We start from the raw sequence: 12,396 nt of genomic DNA, 5'->3' as shown, positions 1-12,396 counted from the left end.
AGGGGTCTGACCCCCTTGAACAAGAAAGGAAGAAGATGAAATTCAGACCATGTATTGACATCCATAACGGAAAGGTGAAACAGATCGTAGGGGGCAGCCTGCGGGACCAGGGGGACCAGGCGGTTACCAATTTTGCTTCGGAGCTGGACGCTGCGTGGTACGCCGGACTTTACCGGCGGGACGGCCTCAAGGGTGGCCACATCATCCTACTGAACCCTGCCGCCTCGGAATATTACGAAGCTACAAAAAAACAGGCTTTGCTCGCTCTCGCAGCATACCCCGGAGGGATGCAGATCGGCGGAGGAATCCATGCAGGTAATGCGGCAGAGTACCTGGAGGCGGGAGCCAGCCATGTAATTGTGACTTCTTACGTCTTTCAGGACGGAGTGTTCCATGAGGAAAATCTGAAACGCCTGGTGTCCGCTGTCGGAAGGAAACATATCGTACTGGATCTGAGCTGCAGGAAGAGAGGCGGGGCATATTACATTGTAACAAACCGCTGGCAGACCTTTACCGATGTCCGCCTTACACCTGAGGTACTGGACAAGCTTTCTGCATCCTGTGATGAATTCCTTGTACACGGTGTCGATGTGGAGGGAAAATCCTCCGGTGTGGAGACGGAGCTTGTACGTATGTTAAGTGGGTGGAATAAAATGCCCGTCACATATGCAGGCGGTATTGGCAGCATGGAAGATCTGGATACATTTGCTTCCGTGAGCGGGAAAAAACTGGATTTTACAATTGGCAGTGCGCTGGATTTATTCGGAGGAAACATTCCCTATGAGATTATTGCAAAGCTGTAAATGAATTATTAACAAGTAATGAATTTGTTGAATTCACTGGAAGATAGTGTTAGAATGGAGCGTAGAGTAAATTTAGACAAGGAGTAAATTACAGATTATGGGTTTTATAGAGAAGATTTTCGGAACACACAGCGAAAATGAATTAAAGCGTATTTACCCAATCGTGGATCGGATCGATTCGTTGGAACCAGAGTTTCAGGCTCTTTCCGACGCAGAATTAAAGGACAAGACAAGAGAATTCAAAAGACGCCTTGCCGATGGGGAGACCCTGGATGATATCCTTCCCGAGGCATATGCAACCGTTCGGGAAGCGGCAAAGAGAAGTCTGGGAATGCGCCATTACCGCGTCCAGCTGATCGGCGGAATTATCCTTCATCAGGGGCGTATCTCGGAGATGAAGACCGGTGAAGGTAAGACCCTGGTTTCTACACTTCCTGCATATCTGAACGCGCTGGAAGGAAAGGGCGTGCAGATCGTAACAGTCAATGACTATCTTGCAAAGCGTGATGCCGAGTGGATGGGAAAGGTTCATGAATTTCTGGGACTGACCGTGGGGGTAGTCCTGAACTCCATGGATAATGATGAGCGCCGTGCGGCATATAAATGTGACATCACATATGTTACCAATAACGAGCTGGGCTTTGATTATCTGAGGGATAACATGGTCATTTATAAGGAGCAGCTTGTACAGAGAGGGCTGAACTACGCCATCATCGATGAGGTCGATTCTGTTTTGATCGACGAGGCCAGAACTCCTTTGATTATTTCCGGTCAGAGCGACAAGTCCACAAAGCTGTACGAGGCATGTGATATACTGGCACGCCAGCTGGAACGGGGCGAGGCCAGCGGCGAATTCTCCAAGATGAATGCCATCATGGGAGAAGATATCGAGGAGACGGGAGACTTTATCGTCAATGAGAAGGAAAAAGCAGTCAACCTGACAGAGGACGGTGTGAAGAAGGTAGAGAAGTTCTTCCATATCGAAAACCTGGCGGATGCCGACAACCTGGAGATCCAGCACAATATCATTCTGGCCCTGCGCGCCCACAACCTGATGTTCCGCGATCAGGATTATGTAGTGACTCCGGAGGGGGAGGTCGTGATCGTTGATGAATTTACCGGACGTATCATGCCGGGACGACGCTATTCGGACGGCCTGCATCAGGCAATTGAGGCGAAGGAGCACGTAAAGGTAAGGCGTGAGAGTAAGACACTTGCGACTATAACATTCCAGAACCTATTTAATAAATACGAAAAAAAGAGCGGTATGACAGGTACGGCCCTCACTGAGGAAAAAGAGTTCCGTGACATTTACGGCATGGACGTGATCGAGATACCGACCAATGAGCCGGTACAGAGAGTGGATCTGGAGGACGCGGTTTATAAGACTCAAAAAGAAAAGTTCAAAGCGGTTGTGGAAGAAGTCGAGAAAGCTCACGCGAAGGGGCAGCCGGTACTGGTCGGCACCATTACCATCGAGATCTCCGAGCTGCTGAGTAAGATGCTGAAAAAAGCGGGGATCCCGCATAAAGTCCTGAATGCCAAATATCATGAAATGGAGGCCGAGATCGTAGCGGATGCCGGTATGCACGGCGCGGTAACGATCGCCACAAACATGGCGGGCCGTGGTACAGATATTAAGCTGGATGATGAGGCAAAGGCCGCGGGCGGACTGAAGATCATCGGTACGGAGCGCCACGAGTCCAGACGAATTGACAACCAGCTGCGCGGGCGTTCCGGACGTCAGGGAGACCCGGGGGAATCCCGTTTCTACATTTCCCTGGAAGACGACCTGATGCGTCTGTTCGGTTCCGAAAAGCTGATGAGCGTGTTCAGCACACTTGGAGTAGAGGATGGAGAGCAGATCGAACACAAGATGCTTTCCAGTGCGATTGAGAAGGCGCAGAAGAAGATCGAGAGCAACAACTTTGGTATTCGTAAGAATCTGCTGGAATATGATCAGGTCATGAACGAGCAGAGAGAGATTATTTACAGCGAGAGACGCCGTGTGCTGGACGGCGAGAGCATGCGGGATACGATTTACAGCATGATCACGGAATACGTGGAGAATACAGTGGACCGTTTCGTGTCATCGGAAGTAGATGCAGAAGAGTGGGATCTTACTGGCCTGGATGTGACTCTGCACGCGGTCATCCCACAGCTGAAGCTGCCTTCTGTGAAAGAGGCGCAGGAAATGCAGCAGAAGGAGTTGAAACACCTTCTGAAGGAACGCGCCGTAAAAGCTTACGAGGCAAAAGAGGCGGAATTCCCGGAAGCAGAGCATCTGCGTGAGGTAGAGCGCGTCGTACTGCTGAAAGTCATTGACGGCAGATGGATGGATCATATCGACGATATGGACCAGCTTCGTCAGGGAATCGGGCTTCAGGCGTACGGTCAGAGAGACCCGCTTGTTGAGTACAAGATGATGGGATATGATATGTTCGGCGAGATGACCAACTCCATCGCTGAGACAACCATCCGCACCCTGTTCCACCTCCGTATTGAACAGAAGGTGGAAAGAGAACAGGTAGCAAAGGTCACCAGTACCAATAAGGACGAGAGCGGGGTCCGCGCTCCTAAAAAACGGGAGGAAAAGAAGGTCTATCCAAATGACCCGTGCCCGTGCGGAAGCGGCAAGAAGTACAAACAGTGCTGCGGAAGAAGATCATAAAAATCAGTAATACTTCAGACAGGCCTGAACTGTTACAAAAATAAACAAAAGTGCAGAATAAATGACTGCACTGTATATGAGAATCTGTCGTGGCAGATTCTCATTTAAATGAGAAAGAGGTGAATAAGGTGGTTTTGTTAGACGAATTAAAAGCAAAACTGATTGCATACGAAGAACCGCTGAAAGATCTGAGGGATTCACTTTGACTTAGCGTCAAAGAAGGAGCGGATTGAAGAGTTAGAAAGAAAGATAGAAGAACCCGGTTTCTGGGATGAGCCGGAAAAGTCGCGGCATACGATGCAGCATCTCAAGGCTCTCCAGGAGTCTGTCAAGCAGATTGAGCAGCTTTACGGAGACCATGAGGATATCGGTCTACTGATCGAGATGAGCGAGGAAGATCCGGACGAGGAGACCATAAAGGGGATTGAGGAAGAACTGGCCCGTTTCGAAGAAGAATTTGAGGCGCTGCGGATTCAGACACTACTGACAGGGGAATACGACAGCAGTAATGCGATTGTTACCCTGCATGCCGGTGCGGGCGGAACGGAATCCTGCGACTGGGCCAGCATGCTGTACCGGATGTACAGCCGTTGGGCAGAGAAAAAGGGGTTTTCACTGGAAGTGCTGGATTATCTGGACGGTGATGTAGCCGGGATAAAGGGCGTAACTTTTGAGGTGGAAGGAGAGAACGCATACGGATATCTGCGCTCCGAAAAGGGCGTACACCGTCTGGTCAGAATCTCTCCGTTTAATGCTGCCGGTAAACGGCAGACATCGTTCGCATCCTGCGATGTGATCCCGGATATTGAGGATGACATTGACATTGAGATCAATGAGGAAGACCTGAGGATCGATACGTACCGTTCCGGCGGTGCAGGGGGGCAGCACGTCAATAAGACATCTTCTGCTGTCCGCATCACGCATCAGCCTACCGGGATTGTTGTTCAGTGCCAGAACGAGCGTTCCCAGCATATGAACAAGGACAAGGCAATGCAGATGCTCAAGGCAAAGCTGTATCTGCTCAAGCAGCAGGAGCAGGCGGATAAAGTGTCCGGAATCCGGGGCGAAGTCAAAGAGATCGGCTTCGGAAGCCAGATCAGGTCTTATGTCATGCAGCCTTATACGATGGTGAAGGACCATCGTACGAATATGGAAATCAGTAATGTGAACGGTGTCATGGATGGCAATCTCGACCCGTTTATTAACGCATATCTGAGTAGGAAACCATAGCAAAAGGAAAAGGGAAAAAGGAAAAAGGAGGAAAACATGGTAAATATAGCGGTAATGGGATACGGTACAGTAGGTTCGGGAGTCGTAGAGGTCATCAATACAAACGGGAAGCGGATCAATCAGAGAGTCGGTGATGAGATCAACATCAAATATGTCCTGGACCTCAGAGATTTTCCGGGAGATCCGATTCAGGAAAAACTGGTTCACGATTTTGACGTAATCGTAAATGATCCTGACGTGCAGATCGTGGTGGAGGTTATGGGCGGTATTGAGCCGGCTTATACTTTCGTCAAGCGCTGCCTGCAGGCTGGGAAAAGTGTAGCGACCTCTAACAAGGCTCTGGTGGCAAAGCATGGGGCAGAACTTCTCTCCATTGCAAGAGACAACAATATTAACTTTTTGTTTGAAGCCAGCGTCGGAGGAGGCATCCCGATTATCCGTCCCCTGAATTCATCCATGACGGCCGATGAGATCGAAGAGATCACAGGAATCCTCAACGGAACAACCAACTATATGCTGAGCAAAATGTTCTATGAGGGAGCTGATTACGATGAAGTTCTGAAAGAAGCCCAGGCAAACGGGTATGCGGAGCGCAACCCGGAGGCGGATGTGGAAGGCTACGATGCCTGCAGGAAAATTGCGATCCTGTCCTCCCTGATTTCAGGGCAGCAGGTAGATTTTGAAGATATCTATACCGAAGGGATTACCAATATCACAAAAGAAGATATGATGTATGCAAAAGCACTCGGTATGACCATAAAGCTTCTCGCTTCCAGCAAAAGAGACGGCGATAATCTGCATGCGATTGTTGCTCCTTACATGCTCCACAAGGAGCACCCGCTCTATAATGTAAATGATGTGTTCAATGCCATATTTGTCCATGGCAATGTGCTTGGCGACGCCATGTTCTATGGCAGCGGAGCAGGAAAACTGCCGACGGCCAGTGCGGTTGTTTCCGATGTGGTGGATGAGGCGAAGCATCTGAACCGAAATATCATGACCATGTGGAAGAGTGAAAAGTTAAGCCTTCAGCCGATCTCGGCAACCAGTAAAAAGTATTTTGTAAGAATCCAGGGGGATGCCGATGCAATGAAGGCGCATCTGGAGAGCAAGTTCGGTCCAATCGAAATTGTGAAGGCAGAAGGCCTGAAAAACGAATTCGGTTTCGTTACAGGTGTGATGACAGAAGGTACTTATGAAGAAAATGCGAAAGAATTTCCAAGCATTCTGCATATGATACGTGTAGAAGGTTAAGATAAAGACCTGAAAATAAACTGGAGGCATAACATGAAATATGTAATTGTACTGTGTGACGGAGCAGCAGATGAACCGCTGGAGGATCTGGACGGCAGAACTCCGCTGCAGGCGGCTGCGACTCCCAACACAGATAAATTGGCGCCAAAATCAGAGATAGGCATGGTTCGTACCGTGCCTGCAGGGATGGCGCCCGGGAGCGATACGGCGAACCTGTCTGTGATCGGATATGACCCAAAAGAATATTATACCGGAAGATCCCCGCTGGAAGCGTTGAGTATCGGAGTGGATATGGAACCGTCTGACGTTGCTTTCCGCTGCAATATTGTGACATTGACGGAGGAGCAGGACCGTTATGAAGACAGAGTAATTGTGGATCACAGCTCCGATGAAATCAGCACGGAGGACGCGGCCGTACTCGTAGAGGCACTGAAGGAAGGACTGGAGCGGGAAGGCTACGAGTTCTATGTGGGAACCAGCTACAGACACCTTCTGATTCAGAAAGAGGGCAGAGTAGTGGATCTGACTGCACCCCATGATATTCTGACCAGGAGAATCGGGGACTATCTGCCCGCCGATCCTGTCCTGCGGGAAATGATGGAAAAAAGTTATGACATACTGTCCGTCCATCCGCTGAATGTGGAGAGAAAGAGGCAGGGGAAGAACCCGGCCAATTCCGCTTGGTTCTGGGGAGCAGGCACAAGGCCAATGCTGACTTCCTTTGAGGAAAAGTTCGGAAAGAAAGGCGCCATGATCTCAGCGGTGGATCTGCTGAAAGGCATTGCGGCAGGAGCCGGAATGCACAATATTTCAGTGGAGGGAGCCAATGGCGGTTTACATACCAATTATGCCGGTAAAGCAAAGGCAGCTGTGGAAGCTCTGACACAGGAGGGGTATGATTTTGCTTACATCCATGTGGAGGCTCCGGATGAGATGGGGCATCAGGGCAGTTATAAAAATAAAATTACGGCCATTGAGAATATCGATGCCCATATCATCGGCCCGGCGGCGGAGATGCTGGAAGCGGCAGGGGAAGAGTTCCGCATGCTGATACTTCCGGATCATCCGACACCGGTGAGCGTGCGCACTCATACAGGAGATCCAGTGCCATACCTGCTATTTGACAGCAGAAATGCGGTGCAGGGCCTGGCTTCCTACGACGAAGAAAGTGCTCGTAGCAGCGGAATAACTGAAGAAGTGGGACACACGTTGATTTCCCATCTTTTTGAGCAGAAATAATGCGCAGCCGGTCAGAAACCAGGAGGACAACATGCTGATAGTTAAAAAATTTGGGGGAAGTTCAGTTGCGGACAGGGAATGCATTTTCCGCGTGGCTGAGCGCTGTATTGAAGAATACAGAAAAGGAAACGACGTGATCGTTGTCTTGTCTGCAATGGGGGACACAACGGATGAACTCATAGAAAAAGCAAAGTTAATCACTGCAGAACCGTCGAAAAGAGAGATGGATATGCTGCTTACAACGGGAGAGCAGGTCTCAGCGTCGCTACTGGCCATGGCCGTCAACTCGCTGGGAGTGCCGGCCGTCTCACTGAATGCATTCCAAGTACGGATGCACTGCACATCTGCTTACGGCAATGCCAGGTTTAAACGGGTAGAATCCGAAAGAATACGCCACGAACTGGATTCCAGAAAAATAGTGGTTGTCACAGGCTTTCAGGGCGTGAATAAATACGAGGATTATGCAACACTTGGCAGAGGCGGTTCAGACACCACCGCGGTAGCCATTGCGGCTGCACTTCACGCGGATGCCTGCGAGATCTATACGGATGTGGACGGCGTATACACTGCCGATCCGCGGATCGTGCCGAATGCGAGGAAACTGGATGCCATCAGTTATGATGAGATGCTGGAGCTCGCGTCACTGGGGGCGAGAGTGCTCCACAACCGTTCCGTGGAGATGGCCAAAAAATACGGTGTACAGCTGGTCGTACGTTCCAGTCTGAACAGAAATGAAGGAACGGTAGTCAAGGAGGTAGTGAAATTGGAGAAAATGTTAATCAGCGGAGTTGCTTCCGACAAAAATACATCCAGAGTTTCCGTGATCGGTGTAGACGATAAGCCCGGCGTGGCATTTAAAATATTCAACACACTGGCAAGGAAGGGGATCAATGTGGATATCATCCTTCAGTCTGTAGGACGTGAGGGGACAAAAGACATCTCCTTTACCGTTGCACAGGACGACCTGGAAGAAACGCTTAGTATCTTGAGTGACAATAAAGAAGAGTTAACGATCCAGGCCATCGAACACAAAGACAACGTGGCCAAAATCTCCATCGTCGGTGCGGGCATGATGAGCAACCCGGGTGTGGCAGCAAAAATGTTCGAGGCGCTGTTCAACGCAGGTGTAAATATCAACATGATATCCACGTCCGAAGTGCGGATCACCGTGCTGATCGAAGAAAACGACGTAGAAAGAGCCATGATAGCAGTACACGACAGATTCGGACTGGCGGAGTAAGATCGAAAGGGGCGCTTTCCTGACCAGGAAGAAGTCCGGCCCGTGTGTGTGCGGTGCTGTGCGGGAGGACGGATGAGGACGGAGGGCGTGTCTGCCGTTTTTACCGGCATAGAGCGCGCATACCAGCAGTTCCCTGCAATTCTCTGCTTTTCTTCTAACTGCTGGTATGCGCGCTCTATGCCGGTAAAAACGGCAGACACGCCCTCCGTCCTCATCCGTCCTCCCGCACAGCACCGCACACACACGGGCCGGACTTCTTCCTGGTCAGGAAAGCTGGGCGCATCAAAGGGGAGGTTCGAATGGGGGCCTTTTTGGGAGAGGCGTATGGGACTGGGATTGTGTAGTGGATATGGCTGGAGTAAGAGCAGAATGTCAAGTCGTTTAGGATACGATTGCAGGACTTTCCATTATCTCCGATGGGCTGCCCTTACCGCGCCGCCGTTTCACATCCGCAGCTCCCGTCCTGAAGTCCCTCTCGGGGAATAGAGTTGTACTGATATGATGAACCAGCCGGAGGAGATGGGAATATGGCCTGGCTGAGGGCATATAGGCGGCGGTTAGCGCCCCTTCATCAAAAAGAGCATTGAAATATGGACCGCCTGCAGGGCCACAAGCCCTGCAGGCGAGCTGACCTGCAGTGTGAATGCATCGACATTCACGCGAATGTCAGCGGTGTCCAATATTTCAATGCTCTTTTTGATTAGGGGCGCTTACCGCCGCCGGTAGCCCTCAGCCAGGCCATATTCCCATCTCCTCCGGCGTCCGCATACCCTCCACTATTCAGCAAGCAGCCTTTTGATTACTGTTTTTACGTCTTCACCTGCATTCCGAACGCCCAGGACAATTGCGACCTCTTCTTCTGAAAGATATATGGTGTTACCAGTCAGGAGTTCTATTCCTGGTCGAAACGGTCCTTTATCTTCATGGATTATGCCGTCTGCCCTGTAGGGATGTTTAATCAGATCGTCCAGTGTGATGTTATAAATCTGTGCGATTTTAAGGAGCAGATCTAAATCCGGCGTTCTTTTGCCGGTTTCATAATTTGAATATGCCTGCCGGGAGATGTTCAGCATTTTACCAAGTTCTTTTTGAGTCAATTTGCGGGCCGTTCTGTAACGCTTCAAGTTTTTAACCAGTTGTATATTGGCCAATGCGACACCTCCATTCACAGGGAAATTGAAATCTTCATAAATTATAGCAATTTTTCCTGCAAATAGATATTGTTGCCACGAAACGTATATTTGATGTGAAAAGCAACTTTTCGTTGCCACCTGTTTTATCTGCTTAATGTGCTGTTGTGGTACCTGGAGGAGAAGGTGACATCCTCGCCGAACCAGGATGGCGCCTGGAAGGAGACGGCGGTTTCCTTATCCGGAAATTCAACTTCAGCCAGAATCAGCGGCGCCAGATCGCCGTGAAAAAGATCCAGCTCAATGGTAAGTCCGTTGTCCAGCGGCAGCATATAGCGTGTCTTACGGATCAGCCGTCCGTCTATTTTTGCTTTCAGGTGCTGATAGGCCTCTGACGTCAGGGGGAGGTTGTATTCCTCGCGTACCATCAGCCCTTTTGATTTGTAGGTGAGTACATATTCTTCGTTGTCTCTCCGGATGCGCACCACGGGTTCTGTGCAGAGATAGCCCTGCTCGATCTGCCGGCTTGGATATTCTTCCAGGCAGCAGGGAATGTTGTCTTTATCGATCAGATATTTGCGTTCGATTTCCATAAAGTGCTCCTTATCATTTTTTTATTATCATAATACTGCGCGTATAAATTGTAAACCATTGCATTTCCTGACTTCATTTGATACACTGAAATTGTGCTGAAAATGCAGACAGTAAAGCGTAATTTGAAGGAGGAATCAGTGATGAAGGATGTGAAAGTATTTCTGGCGGACGGCTTTGAAGAAATCGAGGGACTCACCGTTGTGGATCTGCTCCGGAGGGCGGGGGCTGCCGTCGAAACAGTATCCGTAACCGGACGCTCTGTGATCAGCGGCGCCCACGGAATCAAGGTGGAGGCGGATACGCTGTTTGAGGAGGCAGACTTCGCCGGGACAGATATGCTGGTACTGCCGGGAGGCATGCCGGGGACAGTGCATCTCCAGGAACATCCGGGGCTGAATGGGCTTCTAAAGGACTTTTACGGCAGAGAAAAATATATTGCGGCAATCTGTGCGGCGCCGAGTATTTTGGGAGGACTTGGATTTCTGAAAGGACGCAGGGCATGTTCCTACCCCTCAAAAGAGAAGGAACTGACCGGCGCGGAAGTGGTACGGACGCCTGTGGCAGTGGATGGAAACATCATAACAAGCCGTGGAATGGGTACTGCAATTTCATTTTCTCTGGAATTGATTTCCATACTGTACGGGGCTGAAAAGTCAGACGAAGTCAGAGCGTCAATCATATTTGGATAAAAAGTGTCCGAAAGGCTTAAAAAACCCCTAAAAATAAGGAATAACGAGTAAAAAGTACTGGAAATTTACTGACGAATGTGCTATACTCCTTTAATGACTGTGAATGTATATTATCAGGTACGGAACCGTGACTGTGCACGTCCGAAGGGTGTGAACCGAAAGGCGGAACCGCCTGACTGATACAAAACTGCATGACGAATGGTACGAATCAAGGAGGAAGATAAAAAATGAGTTTACAGGTAGAAAAGTTAGAACATAATATGGCGAAACTTACAATCGAAGTTCCGGCCGAGGAAGTGGAGCAGGCTCTCCAGGCATCATACTTAAAACAGCGCAATCAGATCAGCATGCCTGGTTTCCGCAAAGGAAAAGTGCCGAGACAGATGGTTGAGAAGATGTACGGACCGGAAGTGTTCTATGATGATGCGGCAAACAAGCTGGTTCAGGAAGCCTACGCAAAAGCTTTTGATGAGTGCGAGCTGGAGCTTGTGACACCACCGGAGATCGATGTTGTACAGCTGGAAAAGGGAAAGCCATTTATCTTTACTGCAGAAGTAGCAGTAAAGCCGGAAGTGACCCTTGGCGAATATAAAGGATTAAAGGTAGATAAGATATCTACCAGGGTTACCGCAAAAGAGATCGATGAAGAGATCGACAAAGAGCGCGAGCGCAATGCGAGAACAGTTGATGTGACAGACCGCGCAGTGGAAGATAACGACCAGATCACTCTGGATTTTGAAGGATTTGTTGACGGAGTGGCATTCCCAGGTGGAAAGGCACAGGATTATCCGCTGGTAATCGGATCCGGATCTTTTATCCCGGGATTCGAGGAACAGTTGATCGGCGCTGAGATCGGCAAAGAGATGGAAGTCAATGTGACATTCCCGGAGGAATATCAGTCAGCAGAACTTGCCGGAAAAGATGCTGTATTTAAATGTACAGTACATGCAATCAAGGCAAAGGAACTTCCGGAACTGGACGATGAGTTTGCTTCTGAAGTATCCGAGTGTGAGACACTGGAGGACTATAAGGCAGAAGTAAAGAAAAAGATCAAAGAGCGCAAAGAGCGCGAAGGAAAAGAAAAGAAAGAGAATCAAGTCATTGATATGGCTGCAGAGAATGCGCAGGTGGACATTCCGGAAGCGATGATCCAGTTGAAGATGAGAGAGATCCTGGGAGAATTAGAACAGCGCATACAGCAGCAGGGCCTGAGCATGGAGCAGTACCTTCAGTTTACAGGTGTGTCAAAAGAGGGGATGCTTGCGGAATTAAGGCCGGAGGCAGAGAAACGCATTAAGACGAAACTGGTTATGGAAGCAATCGTAGAAGCTGAGAATCTTGAAACATCCGAGGAACGTCTGCAGGAAGAACTGCAGAAGATGGCGGATGCTTATGAGATGGAAGTTGAGAAACTCAGAGGATTCATGGGAGAGAACGAAAAGAAGCAGATGGAGGATGGCCTTGCCGTACAGGAAGCCATTAAACTGCTGGTAGCTTCTGCTGTGGAAGAGTAAATCAATGGGCTTTATGGCTGAGCAGAGATAAC

The 12,396-nt window shown here is 49.5% G+C and carries 10 protein-coding genes; 8 read left to right on the top strand and 2 right to left on the bottom strand.

What is annotated here, in order from left to right:
• Positions 1–35: 35 nt before the first annotated feature.
• From hisA to BN1938_RS12605, 6 genes are all read left to right on the top strand, one after another.
• Positions 36–803, top strand: coding sequence for a phosphoribosylformimino-5-aminoimidazole carboxamide ribotide isomerase (gene hisA, locus BN1938_RS12630; RefSeq protein WP_050640963.1), 768 nt, complete (start codon positions 36–38; stop codon positions 801–803).
• A gap of 97 nt (positions 804–900) precedes the next feature.
• A complete protein-coding gene (gene secA, locus BN1938_RS12625; RefSeq protein WP_050640962.1) occupies positions 901–3,474 on the top strand; it encodes a preprotein translocase subunit SecA in 2,574 nt (857 codons plus the stop codon).
• 128 nt (positions 3,475–3,602) lie between these two features.
• Positions 3,603–4,704, top strand: a protein-coding gene (gene prfB, locus BN1938_RS12620) for a peptide chain release factor 2 (protein ID WP_129878883.1) whose coding sequence is annotated in 2 segments (ribosomal slippage) — positions 3,603–3,677 and positions 3,679–4,704 — 1,101 coding nt in all. Because the reading frame shifts where the segments join, the coding sequence is not laid out codon by codon here.
• Positions 4,705–4,740: 36 nt separating this feature from the next.
• Positions 4,741–5,958 carry a homoserine dehydrogenase gene (locus BN1938_RS12615; RefSeq protein ID WP_050640960.1) on the top strand — a complete coding sequence of 406 codons (1,218 nt, stop codon included), beginning with the start codon at positions 4,741–4,743 and terminating at the stop codon, positions 5,956–5,958.
• Between the two features lie 33 nt (positions 5,959–5,991).
• The gene (locus BN1938_RS12610; protein ID WP_050640959.1) at positions 5,992–7,197 is read left to right on the top strand and encodes a cofactor-independent phosphoglycerate mutase; all 1,206 of its coding nucleotides are present in this window, start codon (positions 5,992–5,994) and stop codon (positions 7,195–7,197) included.
• 91 nt (positions 7,198–7,288) lie between these two features.
• Entirely contained in the window at positions 7,289–8,437 is a 1,149-nt protein-coding gene (locus tag BN1938_RS12605) for an aspartate kinase (RefSeq protein WP_369794800.1), read from the top strand.
• 776 nt (positions 8,438–9,213) lie between these two features.
• Here BN1938_RS12605 and BN1938_RS12600 read toward each other — a convergent pair.
• Positions 9,214–9,708 carry a helix-turn-helix transcriptional regulator gene (locus BN1938_RS12600; protein WP_242843858.1) on the bottom strand — a complete coding sequence of 165 codons (495 nt, stop codon included), beginning with the start codon at positions 9,706–9,708 and terminating at the stop codon, positions 9,214–9,216.
• A gap of 5 nt (positions 9,709–9,713) precedes the next feature.
• Positions 9,714–10,160 carry a CYTH domain-containing protein gene (locus tag BN1938_RS12595; RefSeq protein ID WP_050640956.1) on the bottom strand — a complete coding sequence of 149 codons (447 nt, stop codon included), beginning with the start codon at positions 10,158–10,160 and terminating at the stop codon, positions 9,714–9,716.
• Between the two features lie 141 nt (positions 10,161–10,301).
• On the opposite strand from BN1938_RS12595, the gene BN1938_RS12590 reads away from it, so the two are divergent.
• Entirely contained in the window at positions 10,302–10,850 is a 549-nt protein-coding gene (locus BN1938_RS12590) for a DJ-1 family glyoxalase III (RefSeq protein ID WP_050640955.1), read from the top strand.
• Positions 10,851–11,077: 227 nt separating this feature from the next.
• A complete protein-coding gene (gene tig, locus BN1938_RS12585; protein ID WP_050640954.1) occupies positions 11,078–12,364 on the top strand; it encodes a trigger factor in 1,287 nt (428 codons plus the stop codon).
• Positions 12,365–12,396: the final 32 nt, after the last annotated feature.

The organism is Eubacterium sp. SB2, assembly GCF_001244405.1.
Taxonomy (GTDB): Bacteria; Bacillota; Clostridia; order Lachnospirales; family Lachnospiraceae; genus Faecalicatena; species Faecalicatena contortus_B.
Note: the sequence above shows the minus strand (reverse complement) of the source record. Positions and strands in the feature narration are given on the sequence as shown.

Coding starts and splice junctions, on each gene's coding strand:
- BN1938_RS12615 (WP_050640960.1), top strand. CDS start 4,741: ATGGTAAATATAGCGGTAATGGGATACGGTACAGTAGGTTCGGGAGTC.
- BN1938_RS12590 (WP_050640955.1), top strand. CDS start 10,302: ATGAAGGATGTGAAAGTATTTCTGGCGGACGGCTTTGAAGAAATCGAG.
- tig (WP_050640954.1), top strand. CDS start 11,078: ATGAGTTTACAGGTAGAAAAGTTAGAACATAATATGGCGAAACTTACA.
- secA (WP_050640962.1), top strand. CDS start 901: ATGGGTTTTATAGAGAAGATTTTCGGAACACACAGCGAAAATGAATTA.
- BN1938_RS12595 (WP_050640956.1), bottom strand. CDS start 10,160: ATGGAAATCGAACGCAAATATCTGATCGATAAAGACAACATTCCCTGC.
- hisA (WP_050640963.1), top strand. CDS start 36: ATGAAATTCAGACCATGTATTGACATCCATAACGGAAAGGTGAAACAG.
- BN1938_RS12610 (WP_050640959.1), top strand. CDS start 5,992: ATGAAATATGTAATTGTACTGTGTGACGGAGCAGCAGATGAACCGCTG.